Source organism: Modicisalibacter sp. MOD 31.J (genome assembly GCF_020147985.1).
GTDB lineage: Bacteria > Pseudomonadota > Gammaproteobacteria > Pseudomonadales > Halomonadaceae > Modicisalibacter > Modicisalibacter coralii.
In genome coordinates, this window is the sequence record NZ_JAGXFF010000004.1 from 46,120 (window position 1) to 65,294 (window position 19,175).

20 protein-coding genes and 1 riboswitch are annotated in these 19,175 nt (G+C 66.4%); of the genes, 8 read left to right on the forward strand and 12 right to left on the reverse strand.

The annotated features are described in order from the left end of the window. The 5 genes from KGR00_RS14155 to KGR00_RS14175 form a co-directional block, all read right to left on the reverse strand. On the reverse strand, positions 1 to 264 hold the full coding sequence (locus KGR00_RS14155; RefSeq protein ID WP_224419379.1) for a phosphopantetheine-binding protein: 264 nt from the start codon (positions 262 to 264) through the stop codon (positions 1 to 3). Further along, positions 221 to 1,063 (reverse strand): lysophospholipid acyltransferase family protein, encoded by an 843-nt coding sequence (locus KGR00_RS14160; RefSeq protein WP_129141168.1) that lies wholly within the window; start codon positions 1,061 to 1,063, stop codon positions 221 to 223. Before KGR00_RS14160 ends, KGR00_RS14155 begins: the two co-directional genes overlap by 44 nt. Next, positions 1,063 to 1,752, reverse strand: a complete 690-nt coding sequence (locus KGR00_RS14165) for a beta-ketoacyl synthase chain length factor (protein ID WP_224419380.1) — start codon at positions 1,750 to 1,752, stop codon at positions 1,063 to 1,065. The genes KGR00_RS14160 and KGR00_RS14165 overlap by 1 nt, the downstream gene beginning before the upstream one ends. A gap of 166 nt (positions 1,753 to 1,918) precedes the next feature. After that, positions 1,919 to 2,491, reverse strand: a complete 573-nt coding sequence (mntP, locus tag KGR00_RS14170) for a manganese efflux pump MntP (protein ID WP_224419381.1) — start codon at positions 2,489 to 2,491, stop codon at positions 1,919 to 1,921. Continuing rightward, positions 2,492 to 2,666: riboswitch (yybP-ykoY riboswitch) on the reverse strand. A 597-nt stretch (positions 2,667 to 3,263) separates the two neighbouring features. After that, positions 3,264 to 3,503 (reverse strand): DUF551 domain-containing protein, encoded by a 240-nt coding sequence (locus tag KGR00_RS14175; protein WP_224419382.1) that lies wholly within the window; start codon positions 3,501 to 3,503, stop codon positions 3,264 to 3,266. Between the two features lie 214 nt (positions 3,504 to 3,717). On the opposite strand from KGR00_RS14175, the gene KGR00_RS14180 reads away from it, so the two are divergent. After that, positions 3,718 to 4,092 carry a hypothetical protein gene (locus tag KGR00_RS14180; RefSeq protein ID WP_224419383.1) on the forward strand — a complete coding sequence of 125 codons (375 nt, stop codon included), beginning with the start codon at positions 3,718 to 3,720 and terminating at the stop codon, positions 4,090 to 4,092. Positions 4,093 to 4,375: 283 nt separating this feature from the next. On the opposite strand, the gene KGR00_RS14185 is transcribed toward KGR00_RS14180, so the two are convergent. After that, positions 4,376 to 5,092 carry a Crp/Fnr family transcriptional regulator gene (locus KGR00_RS14185; RefSeq protein ID WP_224419384.1) on the reverse strand — a complete coding sequence of 239 codons (717 nt, stop codon included), beginning with the start codon at positions 5,090 to 5,092 and terminating at the stop codon, positions 4,376 to 4,378. Between the two features lie 615 nt (positions 5,093 to 5,707). Between KGR00_RS14185 and KGR00_RS14190 the strand changes: the two genes are divergently transcribed. Together KGR00_RS14190 and KGR00_RS14195 are read left to right on the forward strand one after the other, a co-directional pair. Then, positions 5,708 to 6,004: a type II toxin-antitoxin system HigB family toxin gene (locus KGR00_RS14190; protein WP_224419385.1), complete on the forward strand. Its 297-nt coding sequence runs from the start codon at positions 5,708 to 5,710 to the stop codon at positions 6,002 to 6,004. Further along, positions 6,005 to 6,367, forward strand: coding sequence for a transcriptional regulator (locus tag KGR00_RS14195; RefSeq protein WP_129141162.1), 363 nt, complete (start codon positions 6,005 to 6,007; stop codon positions 6,365 to 6,367). A gap of 348 nt (positions 6,368 to 6,715) precedes the next feature. Here KGR00_RS14195 and KGR00_RS14200 read toward each other — a convergent pair whose 3' ends face one another. From KGR00_RS14200 to KGR00_RS14215, 4 genes are all read right to left on the reverse strand, one after another. Then, positions 6,716 to 8,218, reverse strand: coding sequence for an ABC transporter permease (locus KGR00_RS14200; RefSeq protein ID WP_224419386.1), 1,503 nt, complete (start codon positions 8,216 to 8,218; stop codon positions 6,716 to 6,718). Next, positions 8,211 to 8,918: an ATP-binding cassette domain-containing protein gene (locus KGR00_RS14205; RefSeq protein WP_224419387.1), complete on the reverse strand. Its 708-nt coding sequence runs from the start codon at positions 8,916 to 8,918 to the stop codon at positions 8,211 to 8,213. Before KGR00_RS14205 ends, KGR00_RS14200 begins: the two co-directional genes overlap by 8 nt. A gap of 1 nt (position 8,919) precedes the next feature. Next, positions 8,920 to 9,780, reverse strand: coding sequence for a putative selenate ABC transporter substrate-binding protein (locus KGR00_RS14210; RefSeq protein ID WP_129141159.1), 861 nt, complete (start codon positions 9,778 to 9,780; stop codon positions 8,920 to 8,922). A gap of 127 nt (positions 9,781 to 9,907) precedes the next feature. After that, positions 9,908 to 10,768, reverse strand: coding sequence for a MurR/RpiR family transcriptional regulator (locus tag KGR00_RS14215; RefSeq protein ID WP_129141158.1), 861 nt, complete (start codon positions 10,766 to 10,768; stop codon positions 9,908 to 9,910). A gap of 203 nt (positions 10,769 to 10,971) precedes the next feature. Between KGR00_RS14215 and zwf the strand changes: the two genes are divergently transcribed. The 3 genes from zwf to KGR00_RS14230 are packed head-to-tail and all read left to right on the forward strand — an operon-like array spanning position 10,972 to position 13,832. Beyond that, on the forward strand, positions 10,972 to 12,447 hold the full coding sequence (zwf, locus tag KGR00_RS14220) for a glucose-6-phosphate dehydrogenase (protein WP_224419388.1): 1,476 nt from the start codon (positions 10,972 to 10,974) through the stop codon (positions 12,445 to 12,447). A gap of 26 nt (positions 12,448 to 12,473) precedes the next feature. After that, positions 12,474 to 13,148 carry a 6-phosphogluconolactonase gene (gene pgl, locus KGR00_RS14225; protein ID WP_224419389.1) on the forward strand — a complete coding sequence of 225 codons (675 nt, stop codon included), beginning with the start codon at positions 12,474 to 12,476 and terminating at the stop codon, positions 13,146 to 13,148. A gap of 21 nt (positions 13,149 to 13,169) precedes the next feature. Continuing rightward, positions 13,170 to 13,832, forward strand: a complete 663-nt coding sequence (locus KGR00_RS14230) for a bifunctional 4-hydroxy-2-oxoglutarate aldolase/2-dehydro-3-deoxy-phosphogluconate aldolase (RefSeq protein ID WP_224419390.1) — start codon at positions 13,170 to 13,172, stop codon at positions 13,830 to 13,832. Positions 13,833 to 13,999: 167 nt separating this feature from the next. Here the strand turns inward: KGR00_RS14230 and KGR00_RS14235 are convergent, their stop codons facing one another. Continuing rightward, positions 14,000 to 15,787 (reverse strand): EAL domain-containing protein, encoded by a 1,788-nt coding sequence (locus tag KGR00_RS14235; protein ID WP_224419391.1) that lies wholly within the window; start codon positions 15,785 to 15,787, stop codon positions 14,000 to 14,002. Continuing rightward, on the reverse strand, positions 15,780 to 18,014 hold the full coding sequence (locus KGR00_RS14240; RefSeq protein WP_224419392.1) for a GAF domain-containing protein: 2,235 nt from the start codon (positions 18,012 to 18,014) through the stop codon (positions 15,780 to 15,782). Before KGR00_RS14240 ends, KGR00_RS14235 begins: the two co-directional genes overlap by 8 nt. Positions 18,015 to 18,209: 195 nt before the next feature. Here KGR00_RS14240 and KGR00_RS14245 point away from each other — a divergent pair, with 195 nt between their 5' ends. Together KGR00_RS14245 and KGR00_RS14250 are read left to right on the forward strand one after the other, a co-directional pair. Further along, positions 18,210 to 18,845 carry a DUF938 domain-containing protein gene (locus KGR00_RS14245; protein WP_224419393.1) on the forward strand — a complete coding sequence of 212 codons (636 nt, stop codon included), beginning with the start codon at positions 18,210 to 18,212 and terminating at the stop codon, positions 18,843 to 18,845. A gap of 78 nt (positions 18,846 to 18,923) precedes the next feature. Further along, positions 18,924 to 19,154, forward strand: coding sequence for a hypothetical protein (locus tag KGR00_RS14250; RefSeq protein WP_129141151.1), 231 nt, complete (start codon positions 18,924 to 18,926; stop codon positions 19,152 to 19,154). The last annotated feature ends 21 nt before the right edge of the window (positions 19,155 to 19,175 follow it).

The window sequence follows — 19,175 nt, forward strand, 5'->3', positions numbered from 1 at the left end:
TTACTTGACGCGGCGTTCCTCGACCAGGGCGGCGAGTGTCCTGAGGTTGGCGAAGTGGCGGCGCGTGTCGTCGCTGTCGGCTTGCAACTGGATGCCGTAGGTCTTCTGCAGCGCCAGGCCCAGTTCCAGGGCGTCGATGGAATCCAGGCCGAGCCCCTCGACGAACAGCGGCTCGTCGGGGTCGATATCCTCGGGGGTGACGTCCTCGAGTTCCAGGGTGTCAATGATCAGCTGCTTGAGCTCGCGTTCCAGCTCGGTCGTCATGCAGGGCTTCCTCGTCCCGGTCGATGTCGTTGAAATAGGCTTCCAGCCGTCGTGTCAGCTCGCGGATCGCCTCGGCGGTCTCGCCGGCCCGGGTGTCCCGCGGTGACAGGACATCGCCGACCTCGAGGTGAAAGCCGGGGCGTTGCGACGGTACACGATACCACGCCTCGCCCTTGGTCAGGGTGCTGGGTCGGCAGCGGATGCGCACCGGGAGGATCGGTGTGCGCCCGCCCAGGGCGATGGTCGCCGCGCCGCGCCGCAGCCGGATCGGCGCGCCCGGCGTCGAGCGTGTCCCTTCGGGAAACACGATCAGTGTCTGGCCATTGTCCAGCGCCCGGCGGGCCGCCGCAATCGTCGCTCGGGGGTCGCTGGCGATGACGTAGCCGGCGGCGCGAATCACGCCGCGTGTCACCGGATGGGCGGCGAGACGGCCCTTGACGATGCAGTTGGCGTCGGGCGTGTGGGCCAGCAGGAACAGGGCGTCGATCAGGGTGGGATGGTTGGCGAGCAGCAGCCGGCCGGGCTGACTCAGGCGCTGTGCCTGGTCGATGCGGTAGGCGATCAGTCCCAGGCCGCGCAGTGTGGCGAGAAAGCCGCGACAGGTCATCTGCACGAGCCGCCGGACACGGCGCCGGGCGGTGGCGGCGTCGCGGCTCGCCAGGCGCAGTGGCGGCGCGACGATCTCGCCGATCAGCAGGGTGCAGAGCGCGAAGACCGCGAAGGCCAGGGCGGTGGCGAGAGTCCGCCAACCGCGATCGATGGCGGCCAGCCAGCCCGGCGGCCACGCAGCGGCTGCCATCAGGCGTCGAGCCGCCAGGTCCGGCCTCGCAGCGGGCTGGTCAGACTGCCGCCGTGGCGTAGCCAGTCGATGACATCGACGGGCTGGAGGGCATCCAGCGCCGAGAGAGCCTCGCCCGACGCGGGGGCGGAGACGATCTCCCTGCCCTCGGCCGGGGACAGGACCGCGGCCACGGCGGCGGCGCCGCGGTCCGGCGGGGCATGAGCGGCGAAGCGGGCCGGGACCGGGGCATCGCTGAACACGGCGATCACCCGCGGCGCCCCTTCGGCCAGATAGCCGCGGGCCTCATCGAGCAGGGCGGCCCATTCGTCGCCGCTGGCCGAGATCGCCTGCAGCGAACGGCGATTGCCGCTGGCGATGGAATGCACGCCGAGTACGGCGTTGTGGACCGACAGCCCGAAGCGCGCCGGCGAAAGCGGCGCATTTTCGGCCAGCGAATAGAGCATTTCCAGGGTGCGCTCGCCGTCGCCGTGTCGCGAGGCATGCAGCAGGATCGTCGTGCCTTCGGGGTCGAGGTCGGCGAGCATGTCGCACACCGCGCGCCCCGGGTTGCTGAGGCGTCGGCGCAGCATCGCCGGTACCGAGCGTCCGGCGGGGCGGGCCTCGATGGAAATGTGCGTGTCGCCGGCGGCATCGCCATCGGGCAGCCAGGCACGCCAGTCCTGAACAAAGAGCGAGGCGGGAGTCATCGTGCGGTCTCTCGTCGTTTCCTGGTGGGGGCAATCGGGCCGTCGGGTGACCGTGCAGTCCCGGTCGATGCTGACTGGCGTCGGGTCGATCAGGTCTTACCCTACGCGAGTCGGCGCCACCCGGCCACTTCCGGTGCCGTCCGACGGTCCCGCGCGGGTCGACCCCTCAACCGACCAGACCCAGGTGCTGGACCAGGATCAGGCAGCCGATGCCGATCAGTATCACGCCGCCGATGCACTCGGCCCGCTGGCCCACCACGCGCCCCAGGACACGGCCCAGCAGGACGCCCAGGGTGACCATGATCAGCGTGGCGAGGCCGATGAACAGCGCCGTGGAGACGATGTTGGCGTCGACGAAGGCCAGACCGATGCCCACGGCCATGGCATCGATGCTGGTGGCGAAACCGGTCATGGCGAGTCGCAGGAAGGAGTGCTGGTGGGGGCGCTGCGCGGTTTCCCGGTCGACGGGGGAAAGGCCCTCCTTGATCATGTGGCCGCCGAGCAGCAGCAGCAGGGTGAAGGCGATCCAGTGGTCCCACTGGGCGACATAGCGCGAGGCAGCCAACCCCACGCTCCAGCCGATCACCGGCGTGGTGGCTTCGATGGTGCCGAAGATCAGGCCGGTGCGCAGGGCTTCTCGAAAATGCGGGCGCTCGAGGGCGGCACCCTTGCCGACGGCGGCGGCGAAGGCATCCGTGGACATGGCGAAGGCGAGAAACAGGGTGGAAGCCAGGGTCATGACGCGTCTCCGTACCGGGCAGACAGAAAGGCATGCCTCGCGTGCCCGGTCTGGAACGCGTGACATACCTTCGGTCTCGCCAACCGGTGACGGTCGCCTGCACCACGACGCAGCGCGTCGAGCTTGTTGATGCAGGCACTTCCGAGGCTGTCGGAAGTCGGCTACTCCCCAAAGGAAGCGCAATGGTAAAACATCATTAACCCGAATGATAGGAAGGGTTAAATCGTGTAATAGCCTCGGATAAACTAGTTAACTGCGGTTAGTTTAGTGAAATACTCTTGATTGATGCTGACGCCCGGAAATTGTCGGTTCATTACGGATCAGCGTGAAACGTTGAGCCAACGCTATGGACATGAACTCCCTTCCACAAAACCCGTCTGGATGGCCCACGGGCGCATGGAGATTTCGGTGGGAAGGAACTTTTTCCCGATTGGCGCCGCAGGCGCCCGGCGAACGAAAAGAACCCGGCCGAGGCCGGGTTCTGATGGGCGGTGCGTCACTGCTGCCCGTGAGCTTCCTTGAACAACCCTCCGTGGTCCATCGGCCCGTCCCTGGGGCGAATGTCTGGTGCCGGGTTGATACCTCCTTGCTCAGCGACACACGGTCTCACGTTTAATTTGCTTGGCTACATAACATAGATTAAATACTAATCATAATTAATAGAGGGGCGTTCCAGCGTGGCGGTGAATGACATGGGCCACTCTGAAAGCGTGTCAGCGACGATTCGGGGATGTGAGTGCCCCTTTTCCAGGGCTGGGGCGCGGGTCGCGATTCAGGGGGCGTCGGAAAGCGCCGGTGCCGTCACATGGGCCCAGAGCATGCCCGCTCGCACCGGTGCATATCGGTCGTCGCCTTCCACGGTGATGTCCACCCACAGGTGGCCGTGCTTGTTCTGCTTGATGTAACCGGGAAACACCGAATGGCCGAATTCATTGCGGGTCAGGATCAGCACCCAGGTGCCTTCTTCGGGAAGGCGTTCATCGACATCGAACCACTCGAGCGTACTTTGCATGGCGGGCTCCGGCTTCCTTTCCCATCGGGCGGCAATCATTGCCACCGATTTCAGCCTACCACGCGGCGAGGTGATCGCCAGGAATAATGCTTGTTCATTCCGGCAGCTTGGCCGCTCGGCCCTCGTTCCGGGCGCTCTGTCGCGCGAGGTGCCTCAAGTCGATTCCGACAATGCCGATAGGTGAGGTAAAGAACCAAGCGCGGAGGGTAGTGGGGTGCTTCACGACGTGACCATAGCAATATCGCCAGGGGCAAGGGAGGTTCACGAGAGCCGCATTCGCAAAACGGTCGAGATCATCCGCAGCCAGTCGCTGTCGTGTGCCAAATGCGGCACGTTGGCGGTGCCCGTCTTCGGGACACGCAATCTCTATCGATGTCTCAACTGTGCCCGACAGGCGACGAATGCCGCTCATGATATCCGTGCCAGCCTGACGGCGGTTGCCGTGAACAGCGCGACGAAAAGCACCTATTACCAGAAAGCGCTCGTGTTGCTGGAGTCGCAGGCAAATCGCGAGAGGCTATGCCAGGCAACCGGCAGCGCGTCGCCCACGACCGATGGGCCGGTAACGCGTACCGTTTCTCCCCGCTGACGCCTCGGGGCGTCGCTGCCTGATCTCGGCGCCATGGTGGCGCATGGGGTGGCCTTTTGCGTCTCGCCACGTGCGGCCCGATGTTTCTCGGCGCGTGCCTTGAGTTGGATCAAGACGGCCCTGGCGTGTCTCGACTAGTCTGGTGCTGGCATGACCTCCAGGGAGGGGCATCCAGGGAGCGTTGACCAGGGAAGCACCGGCAGGGGCGCCGGTGGAAGTTGTCCAGGAACGCAAGACCATTGACCCGGTCATCGAGCCGGGTCTTGTTTTGACCCGTGTTCGGTCAGGTCGGCGCCGAGGGAAAGAGTGCCGCCGTCAGGGTGGGGTTGAGCTGATCGGTCAGCTTCACGGGGTCGAAGGCGGAGATCTCCAGCAACCGCTCGAGATCCAGGATCTGAATGTCCTTGCGGGTCTTGCGCAGCAGGCCCTGATTTTCCATTTCGCCCAGGGTGCGACTGACATGCACCTTGGTCATGCCAAGCAGCTTGCCGAAGTCGCTCTGCAGTAGCGGCACCGAGAAGTCTCGGTGAACCGATTCGTCCACGCGCTTGAGACGGTAGTAAAGCTCGAGCACGAAGTGGGCGATGCGTGCCCGGGCATCATGACGCAGAATATTGACCAGGCGCTTGCTGATGATGACCTGCTGCCGGGCGGCGGCGGCATGGATGGCCAGGGTCAGCGACGGGGAATGCTGGAAGATGTCGAGCAGCCGCTCGGCGGGAAAGGGACACACGACGCCGGATGTCAGCATGACGACGTCGGTCGAGTGTGCCGGCAGGGTGAGCTCGCGAATCCCCATCAGGTCACCGGGCAGGAAGATATCCAGCACCTGCCCTTCGCCGCTCTCGGAGCGGTGCATGCTGTAGGCCCAGCCACGGCGCAGGGTGTACAGGGTCCGGGGGACGTCCTCGGCCTTCCAGAGCGTTTGGCCTCGAGAAACCGGCTGGGGCGTCTGCTCCAGTTCGGCCAGCAGATGCATGTCGGTGTCGGACAGTGCCATGAAATGCATCAGATTGTCTGTCAGGCAGACTTCTTGAGGTGCTGTCGCCATGTGGGGCCTATGTGCCGTGGGGCCACGGTTTGCGGGAGGCGAAGGAGGCAGAGGCCTTGAGTCGCGATGCCGAGCGGTGAACGTCCCCTTCACCCTGAACCTCAATCACGGCGATGGCAAACCCGATAATCCAGATTGATTATTTTTTACCTTGCATAACCCAGGTTATCTCTCGGTGGCGGCCAGGGGCGCGTATCGTGGTTCCAGGCAAGGACGCCTGCCAGGGAAGAGCGGGAACAGGAAGCCCGAACGACCAAGGAGGCACGAGCAGGAAGCTCGTGGTGAGCTGGCAAGGAAACGCAGCGATTGAAGGCCCGTGCCTCGACGAGGACGGGCCTTCTCTTTGTTGAAATGGCGCGGCATGGGGCGCCGAGAGGCTGCCTACGTCGGCCGTGTCGGTATCTTCACCGACCCTGATGCCTTGGCGGTGGCAATATTGGTGCGCCGACGCTTGCCGCCCGTCTCAAGGGTGAGGCTGTACCCGACCCAAGCCTTCGTCAATGAGTGGTACGGCTTGACTCCCAAAATGGGAGGATTTATGTTCTCCCAAAAAGGGAGGAGGTTGTGAGAGTCATCGCGAAACGCGCGTTGCGGGAGTTCTGGGAGAAAGGCTATGCCGATGCCGAGCGACCGCTGACGGAGTGGCATCACATGATGACGAAGGCCAGTTGGCCGACGCCGCAGGCGCTGAAAGCGGAGATTCGCACGGCAAGTATCCTTAAGGGGAGCCGCGTGGTGTTCAACATCGGCGGCAACAAGTACCGGGTCATCGTGTCGATCCGCTACTCGCAGCAGATCGCATGGGTACGCTTTGTGGGCACGCACGAGCAGTATGATCAGGTAGATGCGGAGACCATATAGATGAACATTCAGCCGATTCGCAGTGACGCTGACCTGGATCGCACCTTCGCACGGATGGAGGTGCTGTGGGACGCAGAGGAGGGCAGTGAAGAGGCCGACGAGTTGGAAGTGTTGTCGATCCTCGTCGAGCGCTATGAGGATGAGCATTATCCTGTCGGACCTTCCGATCCCATCGAGGCTATCAAGTTTCGCATGGAGCAGCAGGGCCTGACACCGCGCGACCTGGAGCGTTTCATCGGCTCCAGTGGCCGGGTTTCGGAGGTCCTCAATCGCCGGCGCGGGTTGAGCTTGCGCATGGTGCGGAACCTGCACAAGGGGCTGCATATTCCCTATGAAACCTTGCTGGACGAGGAGCCGGCCTAAAAACGCCTTTCACAACCGGTAGACGAAGTGCGCTTCTCCGGTGGCAGGACGCCGCGAGGGCGCTGTGAATCCCTCCCTGGGCGCTACCTTTGCTATCTGACCGCCATGGATGGCGGGAATGCCGGAATGGAAAGGAGCATTTTCCGGCCATGGCAAAGGCCCCTCGCTTTGCCCTGCTACCGGCGCCCATCACCAGAGGGTTTGGAAATGCACTCTAAAGCCTCGGCGCTGCGATCGGAATGCTCAGCCCCGAGGCCTTGAGGATCGCTTGGATCTGTTTCCACTAATGCTGGGTAAGATCCAGGGGAATGTACATGAAGTGTACGCATGAGACCTAAACCCGCCTTCTCACCGACTGCACGGGTCGTCCATCACCACCTCTCGAGGCCGGTAACGACGGGCCACGGTGTCGACGACGATGTTCAACCCGGCGGTGACCAGCAGCAGGAAGAACGCCTGATCGAACATCAGGTACTGGAAGCTCGAGTCGATGTGAAAGCCCAGGGTGGCGACGCCCAGCATGCCCAGCAGGGCGGTCTCGCGAATGATCACTTCGGCGCGGTAGAAGAGCAGGGCGAGCAGGCCGGGGTAGATGCGCGGCAGCAACTCGTAGGCGTAGCGACCGCTGGCGGTCAGGTCGGGCATGCCGGGTTCGACGCCGTCGGCATGGCGCGCGGCGAGAAAGGCGATCAGCGCACCGTTGTGCAGCGCCAGGGCGAGCCAGGCGGGCAGCATCGAGGGCCCGAGCAGCAGCAGGAAGATGAACGCCAGCATCAGTTCCGGCGTCGAGCGCAGCCCGATCAGCAACGCGCTGCCCCCCAGCCGGGAGGCACGGTTGCCGAAGTGGCGGCTGGCCAGCGGCCACAGCAGCAGGGCGATGACCAGCGCGCCCACGGTGCCCATCAGGCCCAGCAGCAGAGTATTGCCGATCGCCGGGCCCAGATCGGGAATAGCCCCCAGCCAGGCCACCAGCCCCGCTGGATCGCCGTTCAGCAGCGGCGCCGGCCACAGGTCGTGGCTGACGAAGCGCCACAGCAGGCCGGCGTCGACGTCGGGCCAGGGGCCCAGCAGGAACAGGCAGCCCAGGGCCAGCAGCGGCAGCAGGCGGCGATGTGCCCAGAGGCCGATCGAGCCGATCAGCAGGTAGAACAACCACAGCAGTGCGCCCGCCTCGTGATAGTGGCCTTCGCGAAAGGCGCTCTCGAGATGGAAACCCAGGGTGGGCAGGCCGACGAAACCCAGCAGCACGCTGGCCCGCAGCGAGCATTCGAAACGGTAGCGGGTGTAGGCGGCCAGGCGCTCCCAGACCAGCGGCAGTTCCGCATAGACGAAGCGCGACAGCCGGCCGACGCCGGGTGGCAGGCTGTCGGCCGCCGCCGCCGGGGTCTGCTCGAGGATCTCGGCATAGACCTTGGCGAAGATCCCGGCGTAGGGCACGGCCAGCGCCGCCAGGGCGGTCACCGCCGAAAGCCCGAAGACCTGCAGGAACAGCAGGGCCCAGAACAGTTCGTGGATGGCGCGCACGAAGGCGCAGCCGGCCCGCACCAGGCGCGAGCGGAAGAACACCAGTGCCAGGGGAAAGCCCAGCAGCACGCCGAGCAGGGTGCCCCACAGGGCCACGCTCACCGTCAGGCCGATGGCGTGCAGCGGCGAGCTCAGTTCGCGCCAGTGCGGCAGCGCCAGGCCCGCGGCCATGCGGCCCAGTTCCACCCAGGGGTCGTGGGCGACCACCGCCAGGTCGGCGAAGGGCAGCAGCACGGCACACAGCGCGATCAGCGCCAGCGACCGCCGCGCCAGGCGCAGGCCGGGGGAGTCGCCGCGCAGGATGCCCGGGGCGGCCGATTCAGCCATGCGCGTCCTCGCCGGCCGGCTTGTCGGGGGTGACGTCGGCATCGGGGTAGAGTCGATCGAGGTCGGCCAGCGTCAGCGTGTCAGTCGCGGCGTCGAGCACCAGCCGGCCCTCGCGCAGCCCCCACACGCGATCGAAGTGCGAGAGCGCCAGCTCGCGCTGATGCAGGGCGACGACGCTGGTGGCGTGGCGGGCGTCGATCAACGCCAGCAGGCGCAACGCCTGGTGGGGGTCGACGCTGGCCACCGGCTCGTCGCCGAGGAAGACGCGGCGCTGCTGATAGAGCGCCCGGGCGATCGCCACGCGCTGGCGCTGGCCGCCCGAAAGACGGGCGACCGGGCGCTTGAGCAGGCCGTCGAGGCCGAGTTCCGCGCACAGTTGGCCGATCTCGGTCCAGGCCCGGCGTTCGGGACGGACCAGGTTCCACAGATTGGCCAGCGCCGAGTGGCGCTCGAGCCGGCCCATGTAGACGTTGTGATAGACCGCCAGCTGCGGGACCAGCCCGTGGCTCTGCGGGCACCAGGCGACCTCGCCGGCCAGGCGCCGGCGCAGCGCGGCCAGCAGCGTCGACTTGCCGGCCCCGCTCTGGCCGAGCAGGGCGACACGCTCGCCGGCGTGCAGGGTCAGCGATAGTCGCGGCAGGATGACCCGGTTGCCGTGGCCGACGTCCTCGCCGGCCAGCGACAGCAGCGCGGGCGCCATGTCAGCGCAGCAGGCCGAGGTCTTCGCCGACGGCTTCGATCGGCGCATAGGCGTCGTTGTCGACCGGGATGAAGCCCTGACGCGGGAAGCTCTCGAGCAGTTCCGGGGCCTCCATGTCGAGCAGCGCCTGGCGCACGCGGTCGGTGAAGCCGTCGCCGAAGCGCGCGTCGGCGTCGCCGCGGATCGTCCACTGATAGTCGGGGTAGGCCGGGGTTTCCCAGATCACCTTGACCTTGTCGGTGTCGACGCGGCCATCGGCCACGGCGGCGTCCCAGACCGTGTAGTTGACCGCGCCGACGTCATAGGTGCCGGACTCGACCAGGGCGATGGTGCGGGTATGATCGCCGGAGAAGCCGACCCGCGAGAACAGCGCCTCGGGCGCTTCGTCGAAACGCTCGCGCAGGTAGTACTCGGGCATCAGCCGGCCGGAGGTGGACGTCTTGGCGCCGAAGGTGAACGACTTGCCCGCGAAGGCATCCGGCATCCGCTCCTGGTGGGGGTCGATGCCGGTGTCGGTGTTGGCGATGAAATAGCTGTGAAAGGCGGCGTCCTCGACGCCCTGGGCCAGTGCCCGGGATCCCGGCACCAGACGCCGTGCCTGGACGCCCGAGAGTCCGCCGAACCAGGCCAGTTGCACCTGATCGTTGCGGAACGCGCTCACCGCCGCGCTGTAGGATTTCACCGGCACATACTCGACCTCGACGTCCAGCGTGTCGCTCAGGTAGTCGGCGACCTTCTGGAAGCGCTCGACCAGTCGCGACTGGTCCTCGTCGGGAATTGCGGTGAAGCGGAAGGTTTCCTGCGCCTGGGCGGCGGGGGCCAGGCCAAGCAGCATCAGGGCGGTGGCGAACAGGCGTCGCATGGTGGAGCTCCTCTGGTGTTCGGAGGGCGCTATTGTTGTGCCTGGGCGCGACGGGGGCAAGCCCGTCCGGGCGCGAGGCGTTGCCCGGGCCGGACGCCGACGGCTACGCTTCGCGATGTGGGGCGGCCTACTCCTCGGTGGCGGGAAAGCGGGTGGCCTGGAGGCTGTCCTTGATCTTCTTGAGATGGGTCTGGAAGTCCTCGCCGCGGCGCAGGGTCACGCCGGTGGCCAGCACGTCGATCAGCGCCAGATGGATCATTCGCGAGGTCATCGGCATGTAGACGTCGGTGTCCTCGGGGGTGATGACCTCGAGGGTCTCGGTACACTCCCTGGCGAGCGGCGAATGGGGCGCGGTGATGCCCAGCACCACGGCGCCGTTCTCGCGGGCCAGTCGTGCGATCTCGACCAGCTCGCGGGTGCGCCCGGTATAGGAGATGATCACGATGGCATCGCCGGTGTGGCTGGCGGCGGCGACCATGCGCTGCATCAGCACGTCCTCGTAGGCCATCACCGGCAGGTTGAAGCGGAAGAACTTGTGCTGGGCATCCTGGGCGACCGGCCCCGAGGCGCCGAGGCCGAAGAAGCTGATCTGCTTGGCCTGGATCAGGTAGTCGACGGCGCGCTCCACGCGCTTGGCGTCGAGCGCCCGGCGGGCGTCGTCGAGGGCGGCGATGGTCGCGCCGAAGATCTTGTCGCCGTAGCGCGCGGCATCGTCCTCGCGTTCCACGCTGCGGCTGACATAGGGGGTGCCGCCGGCCAGGCTCTGGGCCAGCTTGATCTTGAAATCCGGATAACCCTTGGCGTCGAAGTTGCGGCAGAAGCGGTTGACGGTGGGTTCGCTGACCGAGGCCGCCTGGGCCAGGGTGGCGATGCTCAGCCCGGTCGCGGTGGCCGGGTCCTGGAGGATGACGTCAGCCACCTTGCGCTCCGAGCGATTGAGTTCGTCGAGGCGGGCGCGAATGCGTTCGAGAAGATCATGGCTGGCCATGCGGGAAAGAGGCTCCGTGATGTCATTATGTAGTGATTTAACTACATTGATAGCCACATCCTAGCGTGACGCACCGAATGGCGCCAAGTCGCGACCCCAAGGGGCGTGCATCTTTGGTGGTAAAATTACCGATATAAGTTGCTGGCTGATACCTTGATGGCATATTTTATGCGTAAGATTACCAGATTGAAGGGGTTCGAGGCATGATCCATGACACCACGCCCGATATCGATCTGGCGCTGTTCGGCGCCCTGGGCGACCTGGCTCTGCGGAAGTTGTATCCGGCCCTGTATCACCTCGACCGGGACGGCCTGCTGGGCGAGTCGACGCGTATCCTCGGGCTGGCACGCCAGGACATCGATGGCGAGACCTTCCGCCAGCGCGTTCAGCAGGCGCTGAAGAAGCGCGTCAAGGCGGAGACCCTCGACAAGGCGTGCCTGGAGCGCTTCATCGCGCGCCTCGAATACCTCAAGCTCGATTTCGCCACCGTCGAGGGGTACGACGCCATCGCCCAGTGGCGCGAGGGCGCCGAGCGACCGATGACCATCTACCTGGCGGTGCCGGCGAGCATCTACGGCGACATCTGTCGCAACCTGAATGCCAGCGGCAGCCTCGACGACGAGTCCCGGGTGGTGGTGGAAAAACCCATCGGTTACGACCTGGCGTCCTCGCAGGCGATCAACGACGCGATCGGCGAGGTGTTCCCCGAGTCGCGCATCTATCGCATCGACCACTACCTGGGCAAGGAGACCGTCCAGAACCTGATCGCCCTGCGTTTCGCCAACCCGCTGTTCGGCAACCAGTGGAACCAGAACCAGATCTCGCACGTCGAGATCACCGTCGCCGAGCAGGTCGGCATCGAGGGGCGCTGGGGCTACTTCGACAAGGCCGGCCAGTTGCGCGACATGGTCCAGAATCACCTGCTGCAACTGCTCTGCCTGATCGCCATGGACCCGCCGTCGAATCTCGACGCCGACGCCATCCGCGACGAGAAGGTCAAGGTGCTCAAGGCCCTCAAGCCCTTCACCCAGGAAAACCTCGGTCGCGACGTGGTGCGCGGCCAGTACATCGCCGGCTCGATCGACGGCACCAGTGTGCCGGGCTACCTGGAGGAAGAGGGCGCCAATACCGATAGTCGCACCGAGACCTTCGTCGCCATGAAGACCGAGGTCTCGAACTGGCGCTGGGCCGGCGTGCCGTTCTATCTGCGCACCGGCAAGCGGATGCCCGAGAAGCTCTCGCAGATCGTCATCCACTTTCGCCAGCAGCCGCACTACATCTTCGATCCCGACCAGCGTGACCTGGCCGCCAACAAGCTGATCATCCGTCTGCAACCCGAGGAGGGCATCGCCCTGCAGGTGCTGACCAAGGACGGCGGGCTCGACAAGGGCATGCGCCTGCGCCCCGGGCCGCTGCACCTCGACTTCAACAGCGCCTTCCCCAAGTCGCGGATTCCCGATGCCTACGAGCGTCTTCTGCTCGAGGTCATGAAGGGCCAGCAATACCTGTTCGTGCGTCGTGACGAGGTCGAGTACGCCTGGCGCTGGTGCGATCAGTTGATCGAGGGCTGGGCGGCCCGCGACGTCCCGCCGCGGCGTTACCCGGCGGGCTCCTGGGGGCCGGTGGCGTCGATCGCCATGATTACCAAGGACGGTCGCAGCTGGTACGAGGATTATTGAGCGAGTGAGTGAATGAGGCAGAACGCATGAGTGACGCAACATCGCCCCGTGAGAACCTGGCCGCGCAGCTCGCCGAGGCGGTGGCCGGGGCGCTCGTCGCCGACCTGGAGCATCGTGACAGGGCCCTGCTGGTGGTCTCGGGCGGTTCGACGCCGGTGCCCTTCTTCGAGCGTCTGGCGGCCATGGCATTGCCCTGGTCACGCATCGACGTGACCCTGGCCGACGAGCGTTGGGTGAGCGAGGACGACCCCGACAGCAACGCCCGGCTGGTTCGCGAGCATCTCGTCCAGGGGCCGGCCGCGGCCGCGACCTTTCACCCCCTGACCACCGACGACGCCACGCCCGAGCAGGGCGCCGCCGCGGTGGCGAGCCGCATCGCCGCACTGCCCTGGCCGGCCAGTGCGGTGATCCTGGGCATGGGCGGCGATGGCCATACCGCGTCGCTGTTTCCCGACAGCGGCGAACTGGGGCTGGCGCTGACCACCGACGAGGTTGCCGTGGCGGTGCGCGCCCCCAGCGTGGCACAGCCGCGAATCACCCTCAGCGCGGGCTGTCTGCACCGTGCCGAACGCCACTTTCTGCATATCGCCGGCGACAACAAGCGCGCGGTCCTGGCCCGAGCCATGGCCGGCGACGACGCCCGCGAGCTGCCCATCCGCGCCTTCCTGGCCTGTCCGCTGGCCGTCTACTGGGCGCCCTGAACCGAATTGCTGGAGCCAATCATGTCCACTGAAAAGCAGCTGCCCTCCACCCGGACCACCGAGATCGACAGTATCTGCCAGAAGGCCGAGGTGATTCCGGTGCTGACCATCGAGCGCCTCGAGGATGCCGTGCCGCTGGGCCGTGCCCTGGTCGAGGGCGGGCTGCCGGTCCTCGAGATCACCCTGCGCACCGACTGTGCACTGGACGCCATCGCCCGCATGCGCGAGGCCTTGCCCGGGGCGAGCATCGGCGCGGGCACCGTGCTGACCCCGGCCCAGTACCGCCAGGCCGAACAGCTGGGTGTGGACTTCGTGGTCACGCCGGGCGCCACCGATGCCCTCTATCGGCACGGCGTGTCGAGCCCGGTACCCATGTTGCCGGGGGTGGCGACCGTCTCCGAGCTGATGGCCGGCTGGCAGTACGGGTATCGGCGCTTCAAGTTCTTCCCCGCCGAAGCGAGCGGCGGTGCGGCGGCGATCAAGGCCTTCGGCGGGCCGATCCCCGAGGCGCGTTTCTGTCCCACCGGCGGTATTACCCCGGACAACGCCGAGGACTACCTCAAGCTGGCCAACGTGATGTGCGTCGGTGGCTCCTGGGTGACCCCCGGCAAGCTGATCGAAGCGGAAGACTGGGAGGGTATCAAGGCCCTGGCCCGCGAGGCCGCCGAGCGCTTCCATCATTGAACACGACCGACGACACGGTTCTCTCTCGACAGCCGAGGCTGTTGTTCGGCCCGCCTACCCGGCGGGCCTTTTTTTCAGTACATCGCAGGTGGAAGGGAGCGCGTTTCGACCGCAGGGGGTGAGGTTGCTGCATTGCGAATGAACCGGGACGCGCCCGTGGCCCGGACTCAGGCTCCCGAGACCAGGTCGGGGCCGCGAAAGGCCCGACACCGGTCATCGTAGCCGGCCTTCCAGTCGAGAAAGCGTGCCGCCGGCAGTGGCGGCGAGAACCAGTAACCCTGAGCGCTCTCGCAGCCCAGCGAGGCCAGCAACTCGGCCTGCTGAGGCTGTTCGATGCCTTCGGCGACCACGTCGCAGCCGAAGCTGTGAGCGAGGGTGATCACGGTGATGGCCAGGTTGCGGTCGTGGCTGCTGGTGAGCATGTCGTTGATGAAGGTGCGGTCGATCTTCAGCGTGGTCACCGGCAGGGTCTTGAGGTAGGCCAACGACGAGTAGCCGGTACCGAAGTCGTCGATGGCGATCTTCAGGCCCTGGTCGGCCAGCAGGCGCAGCGTCTCCCGCGCCAGCGACACGTCTTCCATCAGCCCCGACTCGGTGACCTCGACCTGGATGGCGTGGGCGGGCAATCCGGCGTCGTCCAGCCGGGCGAGCAGGCGTTGGCTGAAGTCGCCGGTCATCAGTTGGCGGGTGGCGACGTTGATGGCGATGCTGAAATCCGCCTCGACCCGATTCCGGTCGCGCCAGTCGCGCACCTGGCGGATCGCTTCGCCGGCCACCCAGTCGCCGATCGCCAGGATATCGCCACTGGCCTCGGCGAGCGGAATGAAATCGCCGGGCGAGACGTGGCCCAGTTCGGCGTTGTGCCAGCGCAGCAACGCCTCGGCGCCGCTCACGCGGCCGGTGGCCAGTTCGATCTTGGGCTGGAAGACCAGTTGGAACTCGTCCCGGTCGATGGCTTCGCGCAGTAGTTGCTGCATGCGAGCGCGTTGCTGGTGGGCGCATTCGAGTTCGGCGGAATACACGCCCACCGGTCGCTCACCGAGCGTCGGCAACGCCAGGGTAGCCTGACGAATCAACTGGTCGGCGGCCTCGGCGTCGACGCCGGCGCGGCTGATGCCGATGCGCGCGCTCAGGGACATGAGCAGGTCGCCGATGCGGTGGTCGCGGGCGAGCAGGTCGCGGAATCGTTGGGCGTGTTCGATAAGTGTCGCGTCATCGAGGGCGTCGTGACTCACCACCAGCAATTCGGCACCCCCCCAGCATCCCAGGCGGTCGCCGGTGTGGATGGCGTCTTCCAGCAGCCGGCAGGCATGGGTCAGCAGGGCGTCGGCAGCCGGGTAGCCGTGCAGCCGCGCGATGTCGTCGAGGCCATCGAGGGCGATGAACAGCAGGTAGGGCGAGGCGCCGTCGACGAGGCGACGCTCCAGCCATTGGATCATCGCGGTGCGATTGGGCAGGCCGGTGATCGGCTCGCTGAGCGCCAGGCGCTCGAGCTCGGCGGTACGCTGGGCAATCAGTTCTTCGAGCTGCGACGTCTGGTCGAGGCGCTGGCGGTAGAGTCGCCCGGCCTGCAGGGCATTGGATACGCGCTGCAGGGTTTCCTGATGATCGAAGGGCTTGGTCAGGAAGTCGCGAGCTCCCAGTTCGAGGGCCTGGCTACGGGTATCACGGTCGGTCTGGGCGGTGAGCACGATCACCGGCGGCCCCTCGTCTTTCCAGGCTCGCTGCAGGTCGGCGAGCAGCGTCAGGCCGTCGATGTGCGGCATGCGCACATCGAGCAGCAGCAGGTCCGGCTGTGTCTCGCGGCAATAGGCGAGGACCCGGCGCGGGTCGGCGAGGCTGGTGACGTGGGTGAAGCCGGCATCGTCGAGCAGGTCCTCGAGCAGGGCGATGTTGGCGGGGTTGTCGTCGACGACCAGGATGTGGCTGGTGCATAACGTGTCCTTGTCAGGCATTGCTGGCGTCCTCCATGAAGCAGGCAGTGATGGCGGCACGCAACGCGTCGATCTCCACGGGCTTGGTGAGATAGACCCGGAATCCGGCGGCCATGCCGTGATGGATGTCGGTGGCCATGGCGTTGGCGGACAGGGCGATGACCGGGATATCGCGGGTCGTTTGACGCGAGGCCAGCGCTTTGCACGCCGCATGACCGTTCATGCCCGGCAGGTGGATATCCATCAGGATCAGGTCGGGGCGCAGCGAGGCGGCCAGGTCGATACCCAGTTCGGCCGTGGGTGCGCAGTACAGCGACAGTCCTTCGAACTCGTCGAAGAGATCTTCCATCAGCCGCTGGTTGGCGGGGTTGTCCTCGATGTAGAGGACCCGTCGCGGCGGCGTGGCAGTCAGCGGCGCCGGCGTGCAGGCTTCGTCTGTGGCGGCCGGGGCGTCATCGATGGCGCGCTCCAGTTCGAACCAGAAACGGCTGCCCCGGCCCGGCTCGCTGTTCACGCCGATCCGCCCGTGCATCCGTTCGACCAGCTGGCGCGTCAGCGCCAGGCCGATCCCGGTGCCCTCGATGGCGCTGCTTTCGGCCCCCAGTCGGTTGAAGGGTTCGAACAGTTCGTCGAGGCGCTCCGCGTCGACGCCGCTGCCGGTGTCCTCGACGCTCAACCGAACGGTATCGGCGTGTACCTCGATGGCGAGGGCGACCCGGCCCTGCGGGCGGTTGTACTTGATGGCGTTGGACAGCAGGTTGAGCAGTACCTGCTTGAGCCGGGTGGCATCGGCACGCACCAACGTCGGCCCTTGCAGAGCGGGGGCCTGCAGCGCGATGTCGGCGTCCCGGGCCAGCGGCTCGAGGGTTTCCATGGCTTCGCGACAGACGGCCGCGAGGCAAACCGGCTCGAGCGACAGCGTCATGTGGCCAGCCTCGATCCGGGCCAGATCGAGGATGTCGTTGATCAGGGTCAGCAGGTGTTCGCCGCTGCTGCGGATCTGGGCGATCTGACGCTGCTGGCGCGCAGAGAGCGGGTCGCGGCGGCCGCTGGCCAGCAACTGGGCGAATCCCAGGATGGCGTTGAGCGGCGTGCGCAACTCATGGCTCATCGCCGACAGGAACTCGCTCTTGGCGCGGCTGGCGCTCTCCGCCAGGTCGCGGGCCTGGGCGATATCGCGCTCGATGCGGTCGCGCTCGGAGAACTGCCGGTAGAGGTTGATCAGCAGCGCGCAGGTGGCGTTGAACGGCTCCAGCCACTCCACGGTCTCCGGCGAATAGCCCTCGGCGCTGTTGGCGGTGGCGTACATGCCGATCACCCGGCCGTCATGGACGATCGGCACGCCCAGATAGTTGTACAGCGGCGGGTGCCCGGGCGGGAAGCCGCCGCAACGGGGATGGTTGGCCAGATCGTCGGTGATCACGGTGTCGCCGTGGGCGAAGGCCCGGCCCAGCAGGCTGTCGGGGTTGCCGAGCAGCATGTCGCCGGATTGCAGGCGCTCCATCAAGCGGCGCGATTCGTCGCTCCACGACAGGTCGGTGATGGCATGGATCTTGAGCGCCGGCGTATTGTCGTCGTACAGCACCTCGCCGATCAGCGCATAGTCGCTCTGGGTCAGTTCGCGCAGTGCCTCCAGCAGGAAGTGCCAGAGGCGTTCGCCCGACATCAGCGCCCGATAGTCGGTGATGCCCTGATGCAGCACCTTGAGCAGCGCCCGCTGGCGCTGCAGCCGATACTCGTTGTCTCGTCGCGCGAGGTGAGCCAGGTGCAGGCGGATCAATTCCTCGGCCTGGGCGGCAAGCAGCGTCAGACACTCACGCTGGCCGGCGTCGAGTTCGCGCGGCCGACGATCGATCAGGCACAGGGTGCCGATCGGCTGCCCCTCGGCCGTGCGTAACGGCTGGCCGGCGTAGAAGCGAATGTGCGGATCGTCGAGAACCAGGGGGTTGTCGGCGAAGCGGCTGTCGGCGTGGGCATCCTCGACGATCAGTTGCTGGTCCGCGGCGACCGCGTGCGCGCAGAAGGAGACGTCGCGGGAGGTCTCCCGGCAATCCAGGCCGTGGGCCGACTTGAACCACTGGCGCGCCGTGTCGACCAGCGTCACCAGCACCACGGGGACGTCGAAGACCCGGGCGGCCAGTTCGGTCAACTGGTCGAACGCCGTTTCCGGCAGCGTGTCCAGCAATTCCAGGCGGTGCAGCGCCTCGAGGCGCTGCGCTTCGTTGTCGGGAATGGGGGGCAGTTGCATGGTAACGGGTCTGTCCTGGCGCTTGATGGGCCGCAAGGCCGGTCGCATGATGGTCACGCCCCGGGACGGCCCACCACCTATCCGGACTATCGGCAAGCATGGGGCGGAACTTGAGGGTGATGGGGCGAGCGTCCCGGGTCGATGTGGGCGTCTTCCGGCGCGGAACGCCCCGATATCCAGTCAAGGAGTGTCAGTATGCAGAGCATGGACCCCGTGAGTGACGGGCCCGAGCGGCGCCTGTCCAGCCCCGCGGTGGCGCGCAATCGGCAACCCCTTCTCGAGGTGCTCGAAGCGGCGCTCGACGGCGCCACGCGGGTACTCGAGGTGGCCAGCGGCACCGGCGAGCATGCCGCGTACTTCGCCGCGGCGCTGCCGGGGCTGACCTGGCAGCCCTCGGATCCCAGCCCGTCAGCGCTGGCCTCGATCGCCGCCTGGCGCGGGGCGGCCGGTCTCGACAATCTCGCCGAACCGCTGAAGCTGGACGTGGAAGCGCGCCCCTGGGCGGTCACCGACTTCGATGCGCTGGTCGCCATCAATCTGTTGCACATCGCGCCGTGGAGCGTGACCGAGGCACTGCTGGGCGAGGCGGGAAGGCGCTTGCCCGAGGGCGGGTTGCTGCTGCTCTATGGCCCCTTCCTGCGCGATGGCGTGCCCACCGCGCCCAGCAACCTGGCCTTCGACGACGATCTGCGCCGCCGGGACCCGCGCTGGGGGATTCGTTCGCTGGCCGCGGTCAACACCCTGGCCGGGGCCAACGGCCTGAGCCTCGAGCGCGTCGTCGACATGCCGGCCAACAACGTCAGCGTGCTGCTGCGTCGACAAGGTGCTTGATAAATCCCGTCGCGGCCCAAAGACTGTAGGCAGGCCCCGACGACGGCCTGTCGCACACCATCAAGGGAGTGAGTGCCCATGTCCGATCATGATCTGTCGCAAGACTTTCGCCTGCCCGTGGGCTGCCCCAAGTGCGGCAGCCACCTGATGCGTGTCTCCGAAGTCCACAACCCGGACGACAAGGTGTTCTGTGCCTCCTGCAATGCCTATGTCTGCCTCTATCACGAAGCGCAGGAGATCATGAAGAAAGGCCCGGGCAGCGAGAGCGAAGCGTTGCTGGAAAAGGCCGTGAATACCTCACGCCAGTGAGTCGGCGAGGCGAGGCGGAGA

Coding starts and splice junctions, on each gene's coding strand:
- KGR00_RS14200 (WP_224419386.1), bottom strand. CDS start 8,218: ATGGCTGAATCGGCCGCCCCGGGCATCCTGCGCGGCGACTCCCCCGGC.
- zwf (WP_224419388.1), top strand. CDS start 10,972: ATGATCCATGACACCACGCCCGATATCGATCTGGCGCTGTTCGGCGCC.
- KGR00_RS14205 (WP_224419387.1), bottom strand. CDS start 8,918: ATGGCGCCCGCGCTGCTGTCGCTGGCCGGCGAGGACGTCGGCCACGGC.
- KGR00_RS14215 (WP_129141158.1), bottom strand. CDS start 10,768: ATGGCCAGCCATGATCTTCTCGAACGCATTCGCGCCCGCCTCGACGAA.
- KGR00_RS14155 (WP_224419379.1), bottom strand. CDS start 264: ATGACGACCGAGCTGGAACGCGAGCTCAAGCAGCTGATCATTGACACC.
- KGR00_RS14175 (WP_224419382.1), bottom strand. CDS start 3,503: ATGCAAAGTACGCTCGAGTGGTTCGATGTCGATGAACGCCTTCCCGAA.
- KGR00_RS14160 (WP_129141168.1), bottom strand. CDS start 1,063: ATGGCAGCCGCTGCGTGGCCGCCGGGCTGGCTGGCCGCCATCGATCGC.
- KGR00_RS14185 (WP_224419384.1), bottom strand. CDS start 5,092: ATGGCACTGTCCGACACCGACATGCATCTGCTGGCCGAACTGGAGCAG.
- KGR00_RS14165 (WP_224419380.1), bottom strand. CDS start 1,752: ATGACTCCCGCCTCGCTCTTTGTTCAGGACTGGCGTGCCTGGCTGCCC.
- mntP (WP_224419381.1), bottom strand. CDS start 2,491: ATGACCCTGGCTTCCACCCTGTTTCTCGCCTTCGCCATGTCCACGGAT.
- KGR00_RS14250 (WP_129141151.1), top strand. CDS start 18,924: ATGTCCGATCATGATCTGTCGCAAGACTTTCGCCTGCCCGTGGGCTGC.
- KGR00_RS14230 (WP_224419390.1), top strand. CDS start 13,170: ATGTCCACTGAAAAGCAGCTGCCCTCCACCCGGACCACCGAGATCGAC.
- KGR00_RS14245 (WP_224419393.1), top strand. CDS start 18,210: ATGCAGAGCATGGACCCCGTGAGTGACGGGCCCGAGCGGCGCCTGTCC.
- KGR00_RS14240 (WP_224419392.1), bottom strand. CDS start 18,014: ATGCAACTGCCCCCCATTCCCGACAACGAAGCGCAGCGCCTCGAGGCG.
- pgl (WP_224419389.1), top strand. CDS start 12,474: ATGAGTGACGCAACATCGCCCCGTGAGAACCTGGCCGCGCAGCTCGCC.
- KGR00_RS14195 (WP_129141162.1), top strand. CDS start 6,005: ATGAACATTCAGCCGATTCGCAGTGACGCTGACCTGGATCGCACCTTC.
- KGR00_RS14210 (WP_129141159.1), bottom strand. CDS start 9,780: ATGCGACGCCTGTTCGCCACCGCCCTGATGCTGCTTGGCCTGGCCCCC.
- KGR00_RS14235 (WP_224419391.1), bottom strand. CDS start 15,787: ATGCCTGACAAGGACACGTTATGCACCAGCCACATCCTGGTCGTCGAC.